Below are 19,640 nucleotides of genomic sequence, written 5' to 3'. Positions count from 1 at the left end.
AAAACAAAAGAACAGGCCATCCTAAAAGGATGGCCTGCCTGTTTATCTGCTATTCTATGGTCAATTCGCCTAAAGCAATAAGGCATTTTAAAATCATCAGAAGCTGATATCCTTCGTTCGGATCCCGCAAGTTTTTTCCAAGAAGGTTTTCGATCTTGTCAATCCTGTGCCTTAGCCCGCTCATGGACAGTGCCAAGTCGTTCATCGTCTGCTCAAGTTTTCCGGCGTTCATGAGAAAAATATAAAGTGTTTTCAATTGCTCCGCTTTTTTGGGGTCTTTAGTATCGTACATGACTCCTAATTCCTGGCGTGCAATCATTTTAATGGCTTCTGTATTTTGTGTGTTGATCAGAACCCCTATAATACCGAGAGACTGGAACAGGACAATTTCTTTTTTCAGGGCGAACCGTAAAGCGATCTTTGCTTCTTCCCAGTGATTCGGGGCATTTTCCATGGCTCTCCCTGTATTGCTTATGCCGAACCTGAAAATGGCTTGTGGATATTTCTGCTTTATGAATTCATGGAATTTCTCGATTTCCACACTAATCGAAGTTCTTTTGGTCTTTTCTTCCGTAATGAGCAGCGCCAAAGAGCCGTCATGATTCCCCACCAATATATTTTGCCCATTATCATGGAAGTAGCGGAAAGCGGTTTCGAGAAGCTGTTCCTGAAAAATGAACGATTCCTCCAGCGAGGTTTCCGGCCCCTCATAATTGACCACCGTAATGTGATAAGGCTCTTCCAGATCGACATTCGTATATTGCCCTCTTCTGATGATTTCACCGGCATCAAATTTGCCAGTCAAAATGTGCTCAAGAAAGTTCCCTTTCATTCTTTCGAAAGATTCAAATTTGGTTTTTTCATTCAAGAGAATGATGGAAGCTGCATTTGCGCACCGGTTCAGGAATAAATGATCTTCCGCATGAGGTTCCGTGTCCCCTCTATACACAAATGAACAATAACCGAGCACTTCTTTCTGTACCAGAACGGGCGTAACCAGCCGCTCTTGAACAGCGGTCTTGATCACTTTGTTCTTGATAGAGGGGAGTTGATTTCCTCTGTCGGACTTCAAGTAATGCATTTCCTGTTTCTCAAGATGCTGCTCCAAATCCAGCTTGAGCTCTTCGTGTTCTCGTTCAGATAATCCTGAATAGATTGCCGTCCGGAAATCAAGGCCTACAATCACAACCGGAATTCGGCCAATCTCGTAGACGATATTCGCTATTTCCTGCATTGTATTGCCATTTAGCACTTCTTCGGTCAATTTCTGCTGAAAATCCGCTAAACGGGTGATAATATTCTTTTGTTCAAGCAATTGATCGTACGTATATTCCAGCTCTTCAACAATAGAGGTTTCGTTGTACATCGGCAGATCCGTCTGCGCTTCTTCCGCCCACTCCTTTTCTGTACGGACTATCCAGCGGCATTCCGCATCACCTGCTCCTATGCAGGTAACTTCTTTTGCGAGAAGCGGTTCCCCGAATGCAGTGGACATAAATCCGCTGGAGTACCCAATCAATGTGTGGCAGACGGGTTTCTTGGAGATGCCCAGCATCTTTTTGTGTTCGATTGCCTCATAGGAATCTTTCCATACCCCTCTGCCGAAAACCGATAGAACATTCCCCGACTCGTCGTGTTTCACATCACAGTCATGGACGATTCCTCTAATGTGGCCGCTTTCAATATGCAGAAGAGGCCCTTTCTTGATCAGTTCCTCTAACGACAATCCTTCATCCTTCGCTTTTTCTGCATCTTTGATGCCCATTTCCCATCCAAAATGAAACAAAAAGCTCCCTATTCTTTCCATCCCTATATTTCTGACGAGCTGTTTCCTTAAAATCCCGAAGGAAGAAGAAGAAAGGACAATTGGCCGTTCATTTATCGCCAGTTTTTCGTTGATGCTTTCCTCAGATACCTTGATTCCCATCCCGACACACCTCACCCCAGCTATTTTAAGAGCATATGCCACAAGCTATGCTATATGAGTTGCAGCGTCTCCCTAATGTAAGCGCATTCTCACAATTATACATGAATCCGCCTGGTTTTAAATAGAAGAAAAGGAAGCCCTTTCCCGATAGCGAAGGAGTGCTCCCCAGCCATTCGAAAAAAACTTCCTTTTTCCTTGTTGTCAAGCCTGTGCTTTAGCAAGTTCTTGTGCTACACCCGTAATCCAATCTTCCTGGCCCCCTACGGCGCCCATTTCACTAAGTTTGATCAGAATATCACGGGGATCTACACCGAATTCTTTTCCGGCTCTTTCAGCAAACAGCAGGAAGCTGGAATAGACGCCTGTATAACCAAGTGTCAAGCTGAGGTTATCGATTTGTACCGGCCGCTTCATAAGCGGCTTCACTACATTCTCTGCAATGTCCATTGCTTGGTATAAATCAACCGAATGCGGCAAGCCAAGTTTGTTCATCACCGCTACAAGCTGTTCCGTTGCCGTGTTTCCAGCGCCTGCGCCCATTCCGGCAAGACTTGTATCGATCCGGCTGGCCCCTTCTTCTAAAGCGACAAGTGAGTTCGCGACTGCAAGAGAGAGGTTATTATGGCCATGGAAGCCGATATCGGCACTTAAGTTCTCTTTGAACAATGCGACTCTTCTTCTCGTGTCATCCATCGTCAATGCTCCCGCAGAATCCACCACATAAATGGTGCTTGCGCCGTACGATTCCATCTTCTTCGCTTCTTCCAGCAAGACTTCAGGCTCTGCCCGGTGGGACATCATCAGGAAGCCGACGGTATCCAGCCCTAGACTAAGAGCCGCTTTAATATGCTGTTCGGAAACATCCGCTTCTGTACAATGCGTCGCCACACGAACCACTTGGGCCCCCCATTCTGCGGCATTGTTCAAATGGTGGATCGTGCCGATCCCTGGAATCAACAGCACACCGACTTTTGCGTTTGTCGCATTTTCGACTGCTGTTGTAATGATGTCTTTTTCAGTTTCTTTTGAAAAACCGTATTGGATGGAACTGCCGCCAAGCCCGTCGCCATGGGTGGCTTCAATAATATCGGCTCCCGATTCATCAATCAGCCTTGTCAGTTCCGCTATCTGTTCCACCGTGTATTGATGGGAAATTGCATGCATGCCGTCGCGCAGCGTAACGTCATTGAAGATGATTTTTTTTTCGTTTGTCATTTTGCTGCTCCTTCCGCCATTATGTATTTGGCCATGACTTCGCCTGTTTTTACAGCCGCTGAAGTGATGATGTCCAGATTCCCTGCATATACCGGCAAATAATCGCCATTTCCTTCCACCTCTACAGAAACCGTGACAATATTGTTTTTAATCACCGGATCCGCTTTGAACCGATATCCTTTTACGTACTTTTGAACGTTTTCCACTGTTTTGTTCAACGAAGCGATAATCTGCTCTTCGATTTCCGGAGAACACTCCGCTACCTGCGCATGGATGGTGTTGCGCATCAAAATCGGCGGATCTGCCGGGTTCAAGATGATGATTGCTTTCGCATCACTGGCGCCACCGACTTCTTTCAATGCTTTTGCAGTTGTTTCCGTAAACTCATCAATATTCTGGCGTGTTCCGGGTCCGGCACTTTTGCTGGAAATGGAAGCGACGATTTCTGCATATGTAACCTTGACGACATCGGAAATGGCTTTGACAATCGGCACAGTCGCCTGGCCGCCGCAAGTTACCATATTCACATTGTCCAGCTGTTGAATATCTTCCTCATTCAAATTCACAGAAGGAACCAGGAAAGGACCCACTGCAGCCGGTGTCAGATCAATCGCTTTTTTCCCCAGCTTCTTCAATATTGGTGCATTATAGGCATGGGCTTTTGCGGAAGTGGCTTCAAATACAATATCCGCAAGTTCATGCTGCTCTATAAAACCTTCGATGCTGTTGTAGATCGGCACCATTCCATGTTCTTTTGCCAGCTGCAATCCTTTTGAATCCGGATCGATTCCCACCATGACAGTCGGTTCCAGCATGTCGCTCCGCAATAATTTATACATGAGATCGATTCCAATATTCCCTGAACCGATAATGGCGCATTTCACTTTTTCAGGCATGTTTTATTCCTCCAGTGCTTAGTTTTTGTACTGCGTCACAAAAGTATTCCGATGCTTCTTTCAAATGGATGGTGAGCAATTCCTGCGCTTTTTCAACGTCTCCAGCAACAAGCGCATCCGCCAGTAGGATGTGGTCGTGAATGATCTCTTGCTGCTGCGGCTCTGTATACTCATTGGTGATTTCAATAAGTGTTTCGAGCATCCCGCTTAAAGAAGTCCAAAGCTGGATCAAGGTATTATTTTTCGTCATATGGACCAGCAAACCGTGAAACGCCAAATCGGAATCCACGTTTCTGGATCTCCGTTCGTACGATTCCTGCATCTGATCAACATACCGGTACAGCAAGTCTTTCTTATTCTCCAGCACGTCTTTCTCAATTTGAGTAAGCGCATGGCTCTCCAGTAAAATTCTGCTGTCGTACAGATTGGCAATATCCTTCAAGCCGAATTTTTTAACCACAGTCCGGCCGTTCGAATTTTTCTTCACCAGGTTTTCTGCCTCCAATTTTGCCAGCGCTTCCCGAATAGGGCCTCTACTGACATTCAATTCAATTGAAAGCTCCGTTTCCCGCAAATACCCTCCTTCCTGGATTTCATTCAGCATGATTTTCCTGCGCAAATGCCTAAGGACCTGGTCGCTTATGCCGCGTTTTTCAATCCCCATTCAGTAATCCCCTTTACCGGATAAAATATTCTGAATTGTTAACAGTTAACAATATACAAAAATGAGCTTAACCTTATTCCAAAAAGTTGTCAACGGATTTGAAAGAAAACGTGAAAAATTTAGAACTTTCATTTAACGTTTTCAATAAAATTCAATGAACTTTCACCCATAACTTCTCGGCATTATAAAAGCCCATAATAAAAAAACGATTCCGAAGCCATCCGGAACCGCTCACTTCTTCATATTCCTTTAACACCTGCCCCAGTGTCAGACACTTGCTGCTTTTATGACTCGCCGTCATTCTGGCACAGCAGTTCATTTTCATGCGGATGTTCTTTGTTTTCCATCTGGTTGGTGACATGTCCAATTCCTTTATGTTCGAGTTCATGCTCGATGTTAAACTCAGCGAGCACGGCATTTCCTATGACGTTATGCGGAAGTCGAATATCGATGGCTTGAACGCGTTTTTTGGCGGTGCTGAACGTGGCGCCATGCCATTGGTCAGGAGTTCAAAAATTAACAATTTGCAATATGATTTCTATGTGAAAAAAGAAGTTGAGCATTTGGCACGAGAGGCTTTGCGTTGATTTACTTGTGCAGGTTTTCATCCAATAATAATTTGGAGCAGGACGGCGATAAAGAGCATGCCCATGAGAAACATAGGAAAACTGCTTTCCCTTTCTTCCGGCAGTTCGTCATTTAGGATGTTCAAGACAACGCCGCCTGTCAGGAAAGAAGACAGAAACGCCAAGGTTAAGGGGCTTGCATGCGTCACTTCGTACAAAATCCATCCGATAAGAACCGAAACCGCCAAAATCCATCGGCCCGCCCGTGTATAAAGGTCTTCATGCGTCAACTGGAGAATCCGGTTATTGGCGATGAAATGGAAAGAAAAAACTAGGAAGTAAACGACATAAGCACCAATGCTGTCGCCGCTCAGTTCTTGGAGCAAATAACCGATCAATCCGTTATACAACGCAAAGGCACTGATTTCAAGGACGAAGACCCGTTTGGATGGCCGCGTCAAATTCCTCATACGTCTGTTTTCCCGCTCGGATTTTTCGCTCATTTGATTGATGCCATAAAACACGGCGATGCCAAGCAATGCCGCTACATAAGTCACGTAGTCTACATTTTCAAGCCAAGGAAGTAAACGCGCTTCATGGGCGACTTCCTGATGATGTGTCAGTTCAGGCACAAGATGCAAAAAAACGTAAGCGATTGAACCGCCGGAAACCATTGAGACCAGCCGGTTGGTCATTCGCTTCTCCAAGTACTTAATGGCATCCGTAAAAATATGCACAGTCATGAATCCGATAATGACCAGCAAGCTTGTGATGAACATGGCAATCTCCCCTTTGGAAAATCTTCTTAGCAATTAATTTGGTATACCCTTTTTGCGGAAACTATAGCTCCTTTGATAAACATTTTGCGCAACGGTTTCCTCATTAAGAATACTGAACGGCAAAAACGCCTGGACAAAGTTTGTCCAAGCGTTTTTCAATGCTCATGCCGGTGACCTACTGACTCTCCGTCATTTTGGCACAGCAGATCATTTTCATGCGGATGGTCGTTATTTTCCATCTGGATGGTGACATGCCCAATCCCTTTATGCCCAAGTTCATGCTCGACATTCCGCAAAATTTCCTGGCTGGCCCCGACAGACAGATTGCCATCGACGACGGCATGGCAGGAAAGCGCATTCTGGCCGCTCGTGATGCACCAGACATGCAAATCGTGGATGCTTTCAATGCCTTCCACGTTTTCCATTGTATCGATGATGTCGTCCAAATCCATATTTTTCGGTGTGCCTTCCATTAAGATATGAACAGCGTCTTTCGTGACACGCCAGCCGCTGAACAGAATCAGGACGGCCACAATGACGCTTGCCAAGGGATCGGCCCAGCCCCAATTGAAAAACATGATGAGCAATGCCGCTGCAACCGCTCCGACTGAACCGAGCAGATCGCCGAGCACGTGGAGAAACGCTGCCCGCACATTCAAGTTTTCCTTCGTATCGCCTCCGCGCATCAGCAGCCACGCGACCAGGACATTGACAAGTAAACCGATCGCCGCGATGATCAGCATGCCGGTAGACGCAACTTCAGGCGGATTCGCAAACCGGTGATACGCTTCGTAGAAAATGTAAACGGAAATCCCCACAAGCGTCACGCCGTTGAAAACCGCCGCCAGTATTTCAAACCGTTTGTAGCCATACGTCTTGCTGTAGTCGGCCACTCTTTCGCCTAACGTAAACGCCAATATCGCGACGCCCATCGAAATGGAATCACTCAGCATATGCCCGGCATCCGCCAATAGCGCTAAGCTATTCGTCAACCATCCCCCGATTGCTTCAATCACCATATAAGTCGTGATGATGGCAAAACTGATGATCAAGACCTTTTTATTGGCCCCATGCGTGTGGTCATGTCCATGATCGTGCCCCACTTGAAAAACCTCCTAACTGTCTTCAATCATCTGCTGGATCAATTGTGGCAGGCGTGTTCGATGGCCAGTTTCAGCACACTCATCACATGATCATCATCATGGGAATAAAACAAAGTCGTGCCTTCTCTCCGGAATTTCACCAAGCGCAGATTTTTCAGGAACCGGAGCTGATGCGATACCGTGGACTGTTTCAGCTGCAGCGTCTCGGCAATATCATTGACGGCATATTCCCCTTCAAACAGCAAATTAAGGATTCGGATTCTCGTCGGATCACCCAATGCCTTGAACGTCTGCGATACGACAAATAAAGTTTCCTCGTCCAAATCGTTGCTGGTTTTTAGCGCTACATTTTCTTTATGTTGTTCCATTGGTTCCGCCTCGTTTCCTGATTCTCTATTTCCATTCTGCTATATGCATATATTAGTATATGCTCATATTCTAGTTTAAATAAATAGAATTGTCAATCAATTAAAGGGTTCAAATAAATCCAAGAAAAAAAGCATCCGATTTGAAGATGCTTTCACAGTCATTTTAATTGTTTCGCTTTCTGCTATTAATATAGTCCTTTAAAAACTTCTCCTCTTTCTTTCGATCTACCCAACTCCAAATCAGATAAATGAAAATGGACATTCCGATCACCAGTAACGAAGCATTAAAAACAAATTCAAAATCCATGTCTTTTACCATGCGGTCAACTCCGCCTAACCCGATATGCTCGTTGGTGATCGTTTGATAATCAAAAAAGATAAACGCTAAAATCAGTCCTGCAATTAAACCGCCCGCTATCGAAAAGAAAGATTTTTTCATCCATCAACCACCTCCTGTAAATGATGAACTTTTACAGTTGAATTGAAGACAGTTTGCAGCAAAATTACTTAGTTAAGAGATATACATAAAAAAGCACCCCGATTCGCAATGTTTGATTTTTGAAAACCGGACGAATTGAGGTGCGATTGCTTGTTCTGAAACTGAACGGCTTGCTGTGATCCAGCCATCACGTCATCGGTTTTTGATAAACTCATAATACCCGCTCTTGAAAAATTCGTACCACTCATCAATCTCCGGCTGAGGCGCCGACTCGAGTGCCGTCATCACTTCTTTTCCGAATTCCAGATACGCAGAACCGTTGGCGGTGATGATATTGCCATCGCGCACTGCCTGCTGCTCCACGTAGCGCGCTTCATTCGTATAATTCTCTCCCGCCACGTCCTGCAGTTCAGGCAAATGATTGCTTGTATGCCGGATATGATTCAAGACGCCGTTCATCCCAAGAAAGACCGTGGCATCGCAAATTGCACCGAGGACTTTATTGCCATCCAGCGCTTTTTGCACCAGCTGCTGAACCGCTTTGCTTTCTTCTTTCCGCCACGAATTTCCGCCGATCAGCACCAGTCCCGCAAAATCATCGCCCACTTCATCCACCGTATAATCCGCCACCACCCGGAAACCGCCAATCGAACTCACCGGATCCTTGCTGAGCGACACCGTCTTCACTTCATACTTCTGCTCGCTCTGCTCCGGCTTCTCATTCAACGCCGCAGCGAGTGATGCCGCTTCCCAATCCGCATACTCGTCCAGCACCACAAACAACACTTTCTCTAGCTCCATCCAACTCTCTCCCTTCATTTGAACGCACTTTTCTCCACATGACATATTCTACTTACTCTGCATTATAACACTTCTGAATATTCTGATATATAATAAAATTTAATGATACCAACATACTGAATTCCCATCATTTGAGAATAAAATTAGAAGAAAAAGCGGAAGGTGGCGAGGGCAAACATTGTGCTCCTGCATCACTTCGCGCAAGCCCGCGGAAAGCGTCCACCTGAAGCGAATTCTTCGGCTACCCCAAATCCTGAATATTGTTCAACTCCCCGCCATTAAAAATTGATATTCAATTTATATTCGTCCGCTATGATGATGTGGTTACGATACTTAAATTCGAATGAGGAGTGGCATACATGAACAAACTACTGAACCCGCTCACTGACTGGGTCTCCACAAAACGCGGCATGTGGATCACCATCATCGCCTGGATCGTCCTGGCGATTGGTCTGACATTCGGGCCGACACTGAACGATTACAAAGTGGCCAACTTCCAGTCGCTTCCCGATGACGCCCAGTCGATCATCGCGGACCAGAAACTAAAAGAGTATTTCCCGGACGACCAAGGGACGCCCGGCATCCTCGTCTTCCATAACGATGAAGGTGAGGTGAAGCTGGCAGAAGTCCAGGAAATCATGGCCGGCATTGCGGCAGCCGATATTGAAGGCGTCGACTCGATCGTCGACATCAGCCAATTGCCGCCGCCCGCCCTTCAAGGCTTCTATTCCGAAGACAAAACGACGATGATCGTGCCGATGACTTTGGAAGCAGGTCTTGGCAGCGCTGACTTCGCCGAGATTAACGACGAAGCTTCCGAAATCGGCCGCGATATCGCCGCCGATTTTGACAGTATGCAGTTCTACATCACGGGACCTGCCGGAATTGCCGGTGACACCGTGAAGCTGTTCGAACAAGCGGACTTTGTCTTATTGATTGCGACCGTCTTGATTATCCTAGTGCTGCTGATTGTCATTTACCGCTCACCGCTGCTCGCAATCATCCCGCTGCTTGCGACCGGCATCGTCTATCAAGTGGTCAACCAGGCTCTCGCCTTTATGGGTGCCGGCGGCTTGGAGCTGACCAGCCAGACGACATCGATCATGAGTATTTTATTGTTCGCAGCAGTCATCGATTACTCGCTGTTCGTGTTCTCCCGCTACCGCGAGGAACTGAACCATTTTGAGAGCAAATACGAAGCGATGAAATATGCCATGCGCGCGACCGGCGAACCGGTATTCTTTGCCGGCGGTACGGTGCTGGCGGCGATGCTCGTGCTGTTCTTTGCGGATTTCCGTGACTACGCGAACTTCGCGCCGACGTTCGGCATGGCGGTGTTCGTCATCATGATTGCATCGATCACGCTGATTCCGGCACTGTTCACGTTATTCGGCCGCAAAGCATTCTGGCCGAAAGTGCCGAAATACGGCGATGCGGAAAATGTGAAACACGGCATCTGGGGACCGGTGGCAAAATTTGTCGTCAACAAGCCGCTTCTATCCGGCGGATTGGTAGCCATCTTGATGCTCGTGTCGGCGCTGAACGTGCTGAACCTCGACTTTGAATTTGATACAGTGAAATCTTTCCCGGACGATATGCCGTCGCGCGTCGGCTATGAAATCGTCGAAGAGAAATTCGAAAAAGGCGACATCGCCCCTTCTTCCCTATTGGTCGTCAGCAATGAGCCGATTGCCGAACAAGCGGCGGCCGATCTGTCTGAACAGCTTACTTCTTATGATGAAATCGCTTCTGCCCGTTTGTCCAACCGGACTGATGACGGCCAGGCTTTGGAATTTAACTTGGCGTTGTCGATCAATCCGTATTCCACCGAAGCCCTGGATTTCGTGAAGCAATTGCGGGATGACAGCGGAGCGTTGCTTGAACAAGCAGCGATTGACGGCGAAACGCATTTTGGCGGCATCACGCCGAAACTCGTCGATGAACGCGACGTCAACAACCAGGACATCTACAAGATTGTGATACTGGAAACGTTATTGATTCTCGTGCTGCTGTTCGCATTGACGCGTTCATGGAAAATGCCGATTTACATGATGGCGACGATTTTATTCTCTTACCTTTCGGCGCTTGGCCTCGGGATTTTCCTCATTGATGTGCTATTCGGCTTTGAAGCGATCAGTACGCGGGTGCCGGTCTATGCGTTCGTGTTCCTGGTGGCGCTTGGCATCGACTACAACATCATCCTGATTTCGCGCTTTATGGAAGAACGGCGTTCGCGGAAAGTGAAAGACGCGCTCGAAATTGCCATCAGCCATACCGGCGGCGTGATTTCTTCTGCCGGCATCATCCTGGCAGCGACGTTTGCGGCACTCACCACCATGCCGATCGCCGATTTATTCATCTTCGGCTTTATGGTGTCGATCGGCATTTTGATCGATACGTTCCTGGTACGCGGCATGCTGCTGCCGGCGCTGATTTTGTTTTTTGAAAAAGATTAAGAAACCCGGCATAATAAAGAGAAACTACAATCAGTGGGGTTCTTTATCCCCACTGATTGTTAGTTGATCCAATCGGGCTTTTACGGTCAGTGGATTTCCCGCTTGAATAAGCGGAAATATTACTGAGCGTTAAAGCGGGATAAAGGTAGCTGAAAGCCCGGCCTCTGATGTGCCGGGCTTTCCAAGTGAGGGGGAGGAATTCGCATGAAAATACTCGTCGTAGATGACGATTTCTATATTCAGCAGCTCGTGGCCATCCACCTTGGCCGAGAAGGCTATACCGTGTTCAAAGCCAGTGACGCGGAACAGGCGCTGATGCTGCTTGAAGAAGAAACCGTTGATCTGGCGATTGTCGATGTCATGATGCCCGGCATGGACGGCTTTGAACTGACCCGCCTCCTGACGCAGGACCTCGACGTCCCGGTGATTCTGCTGACCGCGAAAGGCCAGCTGGAAGACAAGGAAAAAGGCTTTTTGTCGGGAACGGAAGATTATATGGTCAAGCCGTTCGAGCCGAAGGAACTCTTATTCCGGGTGGCGGTGGTGCTGCGGCGTTTCGAGCGTTCGATCCAGGAAATCCTGCACGCCGGCAATTTGTCGATCAACCGCCGGAATTTCGAAGTGGCGATCAACAATGAAACCTTGATCTTGCCGCTAAAGGAATTTGAATTGCTGTCGCTGTTGGCATCGCGGGCGAATATGGCGACGCCCCGCTCTTTGCTGCTGGAGCATGTCTGGGGCGAAGACAACCAAAGCAGCGAAATGACGCTGAATACCCATATCAACCGCATTCGCGACCGCCTGAAACGCTACGGCGCGAATGTTGAAATCCATACGCTGCGCGGCATCGGCTATAAACTTGAGGCGCCTAAATGAAAACCTTGTACCGGCAGTTTATCGTTGCCACGCTGTTCATTTTAGCGCTTTCCATTTTGATCGGCTTTACGCTGGCCAATGTCTTCTACCTGAGCGTTACGAAAGAAGATACCATCGAACAGAATATTGGCATTGCCGAGGAAGTCACCGCAACGCTGAACATGGTTCCCCATTCCGACAACAACTTCGACCATTACTTGGAAGCTGTCGCCAATCTCGGCTATCAGATTGCGGTAGTCGACAGCAATGGCCGGAAAAAGTTTTACGGCAAAGCGTTTGAAGACACCACGCTGCCTGAAAAAGCGCAGCGCGCCATAAGTGACGGCGAACGGTATACGGGCCTGGATGATTTTTCGAACCAGATTTTCATGATTGCCCATTTTACCAATAAGCTGCACAATACGGTCGGCGTGCCGTTCACGTATGACGATGAGCGGTACGGGCTGTTTATCCGGCCGGATACCAAGCTGTTGGCGACGGATATCCATTCCGTGTTGATCGGCTTTGTCGGGGCAATCGGAGTCGTCAGCATTCTCGGCATGGTGTGGATGGCCCGCCAACTGACGCGTCCGATTGTCCAGCTGACGGAAGCGACCCAATACATCGCCCGTGAAAACTACAGCTATCCGCTCGAAATCAAGCGCAATGACGAAATCGGCCAGCTGTCGGAAAGCTTCAACTTGATGCAGATCCAGCTGCAGCACAACGACTTGGCGCGGAAATCGTTCATCAGCAACGTGTCGCATGACTTCCAGTCGCCGCTGATGAACATCCAGGGCTACGCCGATTTATTGAAATCGCCGGATTTGCCGGACAGCGACCGCCTGGCCTATACGTCGATCATCGACCAGGAAGCGAAGCGGCTGTCGAGTCTGACGCGCCAATTGCTTCTATTGACGTCGCTCGACCAAGGTGCGTATCCGATGAAAACGGCCGAGTTCCGGCTCGATGAAAGCTTGAAAAGCGTCGTCCGGAAATACCGCTGGCGGCTGGAAGAGGAAGACATCGACATTTCCTATAAGCTGTCGCCGGCCGTTTTCCGCGGCGATCCGGAACTGCTCGAAAATGTCTGGGACAACCTGCTGACGAACGCCATCAAGTATAATAAACCTGGAGGCAGCATTGAAATCGGTTTGAGTGCTTCTGGTGGAGGAGTTGCTGTTATGTTTAAAGACAGCGGCATTGGCATCGCGGAAGATGCCATCCCGCAATTATTCGACCGCTTTTACCGGGTCGATGCCGCCCGCAAAACAGACGGCACCGGACTTGGCCTGTCCATCGTTCAGCAGATTGTGTCGCTGCACCAAGGAGAAATCCGGGTCGACAGCCAAGTTGGCACAGGAAGTGAATTCACCATCACTTTCCCGGTGCCGGAAGCAATACGATAAGAAATTGGAGGATTTATTTAATGGAAAAAGTTTGGAGTTTGCGTTTGATTCAATTCTCGGCCATTTTCGGCTTGATCGGTACATTCCTCGGTTCTCAAATGGCCGGCGAAATGGACTATTCCCTGCGCCCCGTCCACGCCCATATCCTGGTCGTCGGCTGGCTGTCGGTTTTTGCCTGGGGCATTTTTTACCGGGTTTATACCATCAAGTATAAAAAACTGGTCGCCATCCACAGTGTGCTCGCTATGCTTGGCGCCTTCGGCTTAAGTGCCGGCATGTGGATTTACAACTTGAATCCGTTCAACTGGAACGATACCTTGGTGACGATTTTATTCATCGCCGGCGGTTCGTTATTGCTGTTCGCGTTCTTGTTGTTTGCCGTGATTACGTTCGTGACGGAGAAAGAATAGACAATAAAGAGGGCGATCCCGAAAGTCAATTTTTGCTGACTTTCGGGATCGCCCTTTCATTTTTTACATGCGCATTTTATTTAAAACTGTTGTTTGCCGGTTGGAAAAGTCGCTCGGACGCTTTGGGAAAGGCAAAGACGATTGCTCCTGCGCAAGCTCGTCGCAATAGAGGGGCCCAAATCTTTTGGCCCCCTCTTTGGCTCCCGCAGGAAGCTGAGCACAACCCGCTCATCTTCCTGTTTCGCCTAGCCTCTGGACGCGCCTCGCTTGGTGAAGGGTTCGTCCGTATTCAAGCGAAGATGTGACTGCTTTTATCCGTGGCATAAATGAAATTGGGTGAAAGCGGCATGCTGCCGCTTTTGTTCTGCATAGAAATAGCCAAACTATAGCACGATAACCAGTGAAATGAGCGGAAGGCGGCGAGGGCAACCATTGTGCTCCTGCATCGCTGCGCTAGCTTCGTCGCAAACGAATCGTGCAAAAGTACTTTTGCACAATTCGCTTCCAGCGGAATCAGCACGAGCTGAAGACCCTGGACTGAGCGCAGCGAAGGAAGCGGCTGAAGCCGTGCCCGCGGAAAGCGTCCGCCTGAAGCGAATGAAACGGCGTTAATACCTTTCCAAAGGTGACATCTGGGATAGCTCTTTTCGATTTTATTATTTCACTTGTCGTCCGTGGACGAATACCGAGACAATGTTCCGGCGCTGCGTCAAATACAGCAGCTTTTCGAAAATGTCATCCAGTGTATCCATTCCGTCGAAAATCGGCATCGAGGCATCTTCTATCCCCGTGTCGACGATTTGCGCATCAAAGGCGTACCCTTCTGCCAGCCGGCCGATGGGAAGGCTGACGCTTTCGCCGCCTCCCGCTGTAGCAAAATAAAACGCTTCTTTGACAGTGATGCGCGAATGGGCCCGGCCGCGGGATGCCGCTTCTTTTTGCGGGTCGACGCCGTCTTCCAGCATGCGGGAAGACATGACGGCTTGCCGGATCGCTGAATAGACGCTCGGATCAAAGCCGCCCGACAGATCTGTGCCAAGCCCGACTTCCACGCCCATGTCCGAGAAATGCTTGATCGGGATGACGCTATTGGCAAAATAGGCATTGGACACCGGACAATGGGCAATGGCTGTTCCTTGTTCTTGATAAGTCCTGGCATCTTCATCGCTCAGGAAATTGGAATGCGCCATCACCGCTTTGTCGGTCAACAAACCGAAGCCTTTCAAGACTTGGGAGTCGTTTATGCCGAAGCGCTCTTTTACATGGTCGTGCGCCCAGTCGCTCTCGCTGCAATGCGAAGTGACGTGCACGTCATGGGCAGCGGCAATTTTCCCGAGGCCTTCCAGCACGCTGTCCGTACAGCTCGGCACAAAACGCGGTGTTACTACCGGATAGACGCCCTGCTTTGTACCGGCGTTCAGTTCTTTCACTCGTTGGATGAAACGCTCCGTGCCTTCAAGCGCCTCTTTGGCACTGGCATCGCGGTAATAGTCCGGATTTTGCTCGGGGTCGTCCATCACCACTTTCCCGATTAGGCCGCGCTGCCCTTTTTCCGCGCAGATCTGTGCCAGGATATAACTCGCTTCTTCATGGATCGTCGCAAAGTAAAGAGCGGTTGTCGTGCCGCTTTCCAGCAAGGTATCCACCAAATGATGATAGGTTTTGTGCGCGAAAGCTGTGTCCGAAAACTTCGCTTCCAGTGGGAATGTATGGGCATTGAGCCATTCATACAGCGGCAAGTCGAGTGCGGTGCCGCTCTGCGCCCATTGCGGTGCATGGATGTGCAAATCGATAAAGCCCGGCAGCAAGTATTGGCCTTCTTTGAGTTCAATCAGCTGCTCTTCTTTGCGCGCTTGTTGCAGCACCTCTTCGTATTCCTCTTGTTTCGGGGAAATACGCTGGGCAATAAAGCCGTCTTCGTTTATGCAGAAAAGATGGTCTTCCAACATCTCGATTTCCTGTTGAGTGACGCTTGAAAAGCCGGTTCCTTTAATTACTTTTGCCATATTGTCCGATGCCTCCCGGTCCTTGTTAATTGTACAATGACTAATTATAGGAAGATTCCGTGAAAAAGGTCAAACCCTGTTTCTTGTTTTTCTGCTTTATATTTCGCTGTTATTGTGCATTCTGCTCCGAAATTCATTACAATGAGAGTATTATGTTTTTCATTCCATTAACTCGAGGTGTTAAGTTTGTATAAATTACCGAAAAGGCATTTTTGGCACGGTCATATTGACAGCCGGACAGACCGGGCCAGTTTCCGCTTCCACCAGAGCGTTGAACTCTTATGCAGCGATGAAGTTCCGGAACGTTCTTTTTCCATCATCGGCTTTGAATGCGATGAAGGAGCTAAGCGCAGCGGCGGACAAACGGGAGCCGCAGAAGCACCGGACCAAATCCGCAGCCATCTGGCGGACCTTCCCGATCACTTAGGCGGCCGGCAGCTTGTCGATGCCGGCACGGTGATGCAAAAAGGCGGCGATATGGAAAAAGCCCAGAGAGAACTGGGTGAACACATCAGCAATTTGCTGGGCCGCTCCGCAACGCCCATCATTTTAGGCGGCGGGCATGAAACAGCGTATGGCCATTATTGGGGCGCGCGGCGCTTTCTCGGCCCGGATGCAAAAATCGGCATCATTAGCATTGATGCGTATTTCGATCTGCAGGATGCGGAACGCCCGGATTCCCGCACCGTATTCAAACAGATTCTGGAAACCGACAGCAATGCCGGCTATCTCGTCCTTGGCGTCCAGCCGCTCGGCAACACGCGGGCGATTTTCAACAAAGCGGAACAGCTTGGCGCACAGTTCGTCCTTGCCGAAGATTTGGCACTGCGCGATTTGCAAAGCACGCAAAACGTCATTGATGCGTTCTGTAAGAATTATGACCACGTACTCGTCACTTTTTGTATGGAATCGCTATCGTCCTTTTATGCGCCGAGCATTGTCGACGCTTCCCCGTTCGGGCTCGAACCGGTCGTTGTGCGCCAACTGTTGTGGCATATTGTCGCCAATGAAAAAGTGAAGAGCTTTGATATTTCTGAAGTCAATCCGACAATCGATGGCAACGGAAAAACGACGAAGCTTGCCGCTTATCTGGTCGCCGAAGTGATGGCTGCATTTCATTGAATAGGGTTTAAAAAGCGCTTGGATTTCCAAGCGCTTTTTTGTTTGGCTGGGTGACGTAACTTATCTCCTGCCCTTTCCGTCTACGCTATAAGGAGGTTGGATTATGAGAATATCAGCGATGTGGCTGGTTTTATTATTCATCATGGGTGGCTGTACAAATGCGAAACCGCAGATTACGGAGGAACAAGCCATTCAAACCGTCATTGACTTCCACAGCCATCAAATTGGAAAAATGGAAATCCAGGAGGTCACGCATGCCAACCATCAATACTTCATCGAGTGGACGAATGAAGAGAATTGCGAAAGCGGCAAAGCATGGGTCGATGATCAAACCGGCGAAATCGAGAGAAGCGAACAGACGATTTGCTAGTTTTTTAAAAATTCTATGTACTTCATGCCTTTAAAAGCTAAAACGTTTTTCTTCTTTCGATGAAATACGCCCAGTTATGGTTAAAATACGCTCCATTAAAGAGAAAATATGCTCTGTAAGTACGAAAATACGCTTCTGCGCCGTTAATTTTTTCAAATGACTGTCTTCAAACAAAGAAAACTTCCAGATATTGCGAAACTCTTCCTCTTCTCTTCCGTATTATAGGAAAAGGAGGTCTATGTATGTCTGGTGATCTATTTATGCTGCTGCCGATCATTTCTATATTTTTCTACCTCGTTATGATTGCAGTCATTATATATGTTGTCTTCACTTTTTTGAAATTAGGCAAAGAGCGGAATGCTTACTTGAAGCAAATTGCGGAAGAATTGCGGCGCCAGTAGTTCTCTTAAAGGAGTGATCATATGGAAATCGGAATGTTTGCGTTGATTGCTGTACTGGGCCTTGGTTTCTTGCTGCTTATCGGCTTCGACATCAACACAAAAGCAAAGCTCAATTTAGCGAAAATCCAGCTGGAGCGCGATAAGATTGCGTTGGAACAGAAAAAGCTAGAGCTTGGTAGAAAGAACGCTTAATCCTTTTGTACATATGAGTAGAGAAAACACTTGGATTCCGTCCAAGTGTTTTTGTTTGGACATTTTCTCCCTGTTTAAGCAAAACCATTGAGGGAAGATAAGGTAATGAAGCACTTTATATAAAAGCACTTAATTGAAATAAAGAAAGGTGAAGATTCTATGTTAACTTTTGATGCGATTATTATCGGGTTCGGGAAAGCCGGCAAGACATTGGCCGGGGAACTTGCCGCTAAAGACTGGAAAGTCGCTCTCGTTGAGAAAGATCCGGAAATGTATGGGGGCACGTGCATCAATATTGCCTGCATCCCGACGAAAATCCTCGTCCATGACGGCTTGAATGAAATTCCTTATACGGATGCGATTGAACGGAAAAACAAAGTGGTGGAAAAACTGCGGGCCAAGAACCACAAAAGCTTGGCAGACAATGATCAAGTGACGATTTTCAATGCTGCTGCGAAATTCCTTTCCGATAAAGAAGTGGAAGTTACGGGCGACGCAAAGCAAGAAGTGTTGACCGCTGAACACATCTTCATTAACACGGGTGCCACCAGCAACATCCCGCCAATCAAAGGCGACATCAAATCGGATAAAGTCTATACCAGCACCACGTTAATTGAACTGAAACAGCTGCCTAAAAAATTGGCGATTGTCGGTGCCGGTTATATCGGGCTTGAATACGCGTCAATGTACAATAATTTCGGGGCGGAAGTCACCGTCATCACTCCGGAAGATGAACTGCTGCCACATGAAGACCGGGAAATCGTTGCCGAAATCCAGAAAGAAATGGAAGCGCAAGGTGTCCGCTTTGTTTTCGGCTCTCACGCAGAAGAAATTACTGAACAAAACAGTGACTCCGTCACCGTGACTTTGTCGAACGGCGACAGCTTAACGGCAAATGCTGTGCTGCTGGCGACGGGCCGGAAACCGAATGTTGAGGGTCTTGGCCTTGAAAATACAGCGGTAAAACTGACCGATAAAGGCGACATTGAAGTGAATGAACATCTTCAAACAACAGCGGAAAATATTTGGGCAATGGGTGACGTGAAAGGCGGCATGCAGTTTACGTACATCTCGCTTGACGACTCACGCATTGTCATGGATTCCCTGTTCAGCGACGGAGACCGCTCACTCGACAGCCGCAAAAACATTCCTTACTCCGTCTTTATCGACCCGCCGCTTTCTCGAGTCGGCCTAACAGCGAAAGAAGCGGAAGAACAAGGTTTTGATATTATGGAAGGCGCACTTCCGATCAAAGCCCATCCGCGGGCGCATATCATCAACGATTTGCGCGGCCTCTTCAAAGTGGTGGTCGATCAAAAAACCGACCGCATTTTAGGAGCGAGCTTATTCGGGCCGGAATCTCCGGAACTCATCAACCTTGTGAAACTGGCGATGGATTTGAATGCTCCTTCTACATTCCTGCGGGATCAAATCTACAATCATCCGGTGATGAGCGAAGCGTTTAATGCGCTTTTTGACGTTAAATAATAGCTAATTAAATTTAGGCTTCAAGCGGTTCTCATTCCGTTTGAAGTCTTTTGTTTATTGAAATGAATTTTTCTTAATTCATCAGTTTTCGCAATAGTTTGCCTTAATGTTTTAGGGTAAAATATAAGTAATAGAAAGCACGCAGCTTTGTCGCATTTTAATAGTCCCTGCTC

19 protein-coding genes and 1 pseudogene are annotated in these 19,640 nt (G+C 47.9%); 9 read left to right on the top strand and 11 right to left on the bottom strand.

Annotation, left to right across the window (positions count from 1 at the left end; all coding sequences use genetic code 11):
- Positions 1–49 precede the first annotated feature (49 nt).
- From QWY16_RS03565 to QWY16_RS03520, 10 genes and pseudogenes are all read right to left on the bottom strand, one after another.
- Positions 50–1,927 carry a XylR N-terminal domain-containing protein gene (locus QWY16_RS03565; protein WP_300991488.1) on the bottom strand — a complete coding sequence of 626 codons (1,878 nt, stop codon included), beginning with the start codon at positions 1,925–1,927 and terminating at the stop codon, positions 50–52.
- Between the two features lie 201 nt (positions 1,928–2,128).
- On the bottom strand, positions 2,129–3,142 hold the full coding sequence (gene dmpG / locus QWY16_RS03560) for a 4-hydroxy-2-oxovalerate aldolase (RefSeq protein WP_300991487.1): 1,014 nt from the start codon (positions 3,140–3,142) through the stop codon (positions 2,129–2,131).
- Positions 3,139–4,038 carry an acetaldehyde dehydrogenase (acetylating) gene (locus QWY16_RS03555; RefSeq protein WP_300991486.1) on the bottom strand — a complete coding sequence of 300 codons (900 nt, stop codon included), beginning with the start codon at positions 4,036–4,038 and terminating at the stop codon, positions 3,139–3,141. Before QWY16_RS03555 ends, dmpG begins: the two co-directional genes overlap by 4 nt.
- On the bottom strand, positions 4,031–4,702 hold the full coding sequence (locus tag QWY16_RS03550) for a GntR family transcriptional regulator (RefSeq protein WP_300991485.1): 672 nt from the start codon (positions 4,700–4,702) through the stop codon (positions 4,031–4,033). Before QWY16_RS03550 ends, QWY16_RS03555 begins: the two co-directional genes overlap by 8 nt.
- A 284-nt stretch (positions 4,703–4,986) precedes the next feature.
- Positions 4,987–5,097, bottom strand: a pseudogene (locus tag QWY16_RS03545) (cation-efflux pump); the annotation flags it as partial.
- Positions 5,098–5,306: 209 nt separating this feature from the next.
- Positions 5,307–6,047 carry a hypothetical protein gene (locus QWY16_RS03540; protein WP_300991484.1) on the bottom strand — a complete coding sequence of 247 codons (741 nt, stop codon included), beginning with the start codon at positions 6,045–6,047 and terminating at the stop codon, positions 5,307–5,309.
- A 155-nt stretch (positions 6,048–6,202) separates the two neighbouring features.
- A complete protein-coding gene (locus tag QWY16_RS03535; RefSeq protein WP_300991483.1) occupies positions 6,203–7,150 on the bottom strand; it encodes a cation diffusion facilitator family transporter in 948 nt (315 codons plus the stop codon).
- Between the two features lie 38 nt (positions 7,151–7,188).
- Positions 7,189–7,518, bottom strand: coding sequence for an ArsR/SmtB family transcription factor (locus QWY16_RS03530; RefSeq protein WP_300991481.1), 330 nt, complete (start codon positions 7,516–7,518; stop codon positions 7,189–7,191).
- Positions 7,519–7,681: 163 nt separating this feature from the next.
- Complete coding sequence (locus tag QWY16_RS03525) at positions 7,682–7,957, bottom strand: hypothetical protein (RefSeq protein WP_300991480.1); 276 nt, start codon at positions 7,955–7,957, stop codon at positions 7,682–7,684.
- A gap of 192 nt (positions 7,958–8,149) precedes the next feature.
- Positions 8,150–8,758, bottom strand: a complete 609-nt coding sequence (locus QWY16_RS03520; RefSeq protein WP_300991479.1) for a type 1 glutamine amidotransferase family protein — start codon at positions 8,756–8,758, stop codon at positions 8,150–8,152.
- 359 nt (positions 8,759–9,117) lie between these two features.
- On the opposite strand from QWY16_RS03520, the gene QWY16_RS03515 reads away from it, so the two are divergent.
- From QWY16_RS03515 to QWY16_RS03500, 4 genes are all read left to right on the top strand, one after another.
- Positions 9,118–11,214, top strand: a complete 2,097-nt coding sequence (locus QWY16_RS03515) for an MMPL family transporter (protein ID WP_300991478.1) — start codon at positions 9,118–9,120, stop codon at positions 11,212–11,214.
- A 204-nt stretch (positions 11,215–11,418) separates the two neighbouring features.
- On the top strand, positions 11,419–12,090 hold the full coding sequence (locus tag QWY16_RS03510) for a response regulator transcription factor (RefSeq protein ID WP_300991477.1): 672 nt from the start codon (positions 11,419–11,421) through the stop codon (positions 12,088–12,090).
- Positions 12,087–13,478 (top strand): sensor histidine kinase, encoded by a 1,392-nt coding sequence (locus QWY16_RS03505; protein WP_300991476.1) that lies wholly within the window; start codon positions 12,087–12,089, stop codon positions 13,476–13,478. The genes QWY16_RS03510 and QWY16_RS03505 overlap by 4 nt, the downstream gene beginning before the upstream one ends.
- Positions 13,479–13,498: 20 nt before the next feature.
- The gene (locus tag QWY16_RS03500) at positions 13,499–13,888 is read left to right on the top strand and encodes a hypothetical protein (protein WP_300991474.1); all 390 of its coding nucleotides are present in this window, start codon (positions 13,499–13,501) and stop codon (positions 13,886–13,888) included.
- 656 nt (positions 13,889–14,544) lie between these two features.
- Here QWY16_RS03500 and guaD read toward each other — a convergent pair.
- Positions 14,545–15,894, bottom strand: a complete 1,350-nt coding sequence (gene guaD / locus QWY16_RS03495; RefSeq protein WP_300991472.1) for a guanine deaminase — start codon at positions 15,892–15,894, stop codon at positions 14,545–14,547.
- Positions 15,895–16,080: 186 nt separating this feature from the next.
- Here guaD and hutG point away from each other — a divergent pair, with 186 nt between their 5' ends.
- From hutG to QWY16_RS03470, 5 genes are all read left to right on the top strand, one after another.
- A complete protein-coding gene (hutG, locus tag QWY16_RS03490) occupies positions 16,081–17,016 on the top strand; it encodes a formimidoylglutamase (protein WP_300991471.1) in 936 nt (311 codons plus the stop codon).
- Between the two features lie 103 nt (positions 17,017–17,119).
- Complete coding sequence (locus QWY16_RS03485) at positions 17,120–17,386, top strand: hypothetical protein (RefSeq protein WP_300991470.1); 267 nt, start codon at positions 17,120–17,122, stop codon at positions 17,384–17,386.
- A gap of 242 nt (positions 17,387–17,628) precedes the next feature.
- Positions 17,629–17,787 (top strand): hypothetical protein, encoded by a 159-nt coding sequence (locus QWY16_RS03480; RefSeq protein ID WP_300991469.1) that lies wholly within the window; start codon positions 17,629–17,631, stop codon positions 17,785–17,787.
- A gap of 21 nt (positions 17,788–17,808) precedes the next feature.
- Complete coding sequence (locus tag QWY16_RS03475) at positions 17,809–17,979, top strand: hypothetical protein (protein ID WP_300991468.1); 171 nt, start codon at positions 17,809–17,811, stop codon at positions 17,977–17,979.
- Between the two features lie 159 nt (positions 17,980–18,138).
- Entirely contained in the window at positions 18,139–19,467 is a 1,329-nt protein-coding gene (locus tag QWY16_RS03470) for an FAD-containing oxidoreductase (RefSeq protein ID WP_300991467.1), read from the top strand.
- Positions 19,468–19,640 lie beyond the last annotated feature (173 nt).

This window comes from Planococcus shenhongbingii (assembly GCF_030413635.1).
In the GTDB taxonomy this organism is placed as follows: Bacteria; Bacillota; Bacilli; order Bacillales_A; family Planococcaceae; genus Planococcus; species Planococcus shenhongbingii.
This window is presented reverse-complemented; position numbering and strand designations above follow the sequence as displayed.

Coding starts and splice junctions, on each gene's coding strand:
- QWY16_RS03565 (WP_300991488.1), bottom strand. CDS start 1,927: ATGGGAATCAAGGTATCTGAGGAAAGCATCAACGAAAAACTGGCGATA.
- QWY16_RS03475 (WP_300991468.1), top strand. CDS start 17,809: ATGGAAATCGGAATGTTTGCGTTGATTGCTGTACTGGGCCTTGGTTTC.
- QWY16_RS03520 (WP_300991479.1), bottom strand. CDS start 8,758: ATGGAGCTAGAGAAAGTGTTGTTTGTGGTGCTGGACGAGTATGCGGAT.
- QWY16_RS03500 (WP_300991474.1), top strand. CDS start 13,499: ATGGAAAAAGTTTGGAGTTTGCGTTTGATTCAATTCTCGGCCATTTTC.
- QWY16_RS03525 (WP_300991480.1), bottom strand. CDS start 7,957: ATGAAAAAATCTTTCTTTTCGATAGCGGGCGGTTTAATTGCAGGACTG.
- QWY16_RS03480 (WP_300991469.1), top strand. CDS start 17,629: ATGTCTGGTGATCTATTTATGCTGCTGCCGATCATTTCTATATTTTTC.
- QWY16_RS03505 (WP_300991476.1), top strand. CDS start 12,087: ATGAAAACCTTGTACCGGCAGTTTATCGTTGCCACGCTGTTCATTTTA.
- QWY16_RS03510 (WP_300991477.1), top strand. CDS start 11,419: ATGAAAATACTCGTCGTAGATGACGATTTCTATATTCAGCAGCTCGTG.
- dmpG (WP_300991487.1), bottom strand. CDS start 3,142: ATGACAAACGAAAAAAAAATCATCTTCAATGACGTTACGCTGCGCGAC.
- QWY16_RS03555 (WP_300991486.1), bottom strand. CDS start 4,038: ATGCCTGAAAAAGTGAAATGCGCCATTATCGGTTCAGGGAATATTGGA.
- QWY16_RS03485 (WP_300991470.1), top strand. CDS start 17,120: ATGAGAATATCAGCGATGTGGCTGGTTTTATTATTCATCATGGGTGGC.
- guaD (WP_300991472.1), bottom strand. CDS start 15,894: ATGGCAAAAGTAATTAAAGGAACCGGCTTTTCAAGCGTCACTCAACAG.
- QWY16_RS03470 (WP_300991467.1), top strand. CDS start 18,139: ATGTTAACTTTTGATGCGATTATTATCGGGTTCGGGAAAGCCGGCAAG.
- QWY16_RS03530 (WP_300991481.1), bottom strand. CDS start 7,518: ATGGAACAACATAAAGAAAATGTAGCGCTAAAAACCAGCAACGATTTG.
- QWY16_RS03550 (WP_300991485.1), bottom strand. CDS start 4,702: ATGGGGATTGAAAAACGCGGCATAAGCGACCAGGTCCTTAGGCATTTG.
- QWY16_RS03540 (WP_300991484.1), bottom strand. CDS start 6,047: ATGTTCATCACAAGCTTGCTGGTCATTATCGGATTCATGACTGTGCAT.
- QWY16_RS03515 (WP_300991478.1), top strand. CDS start 9,118: ATGAACAAACTACTGAACCCGCTCACTGACTGGGTCTCCACAAAACGC.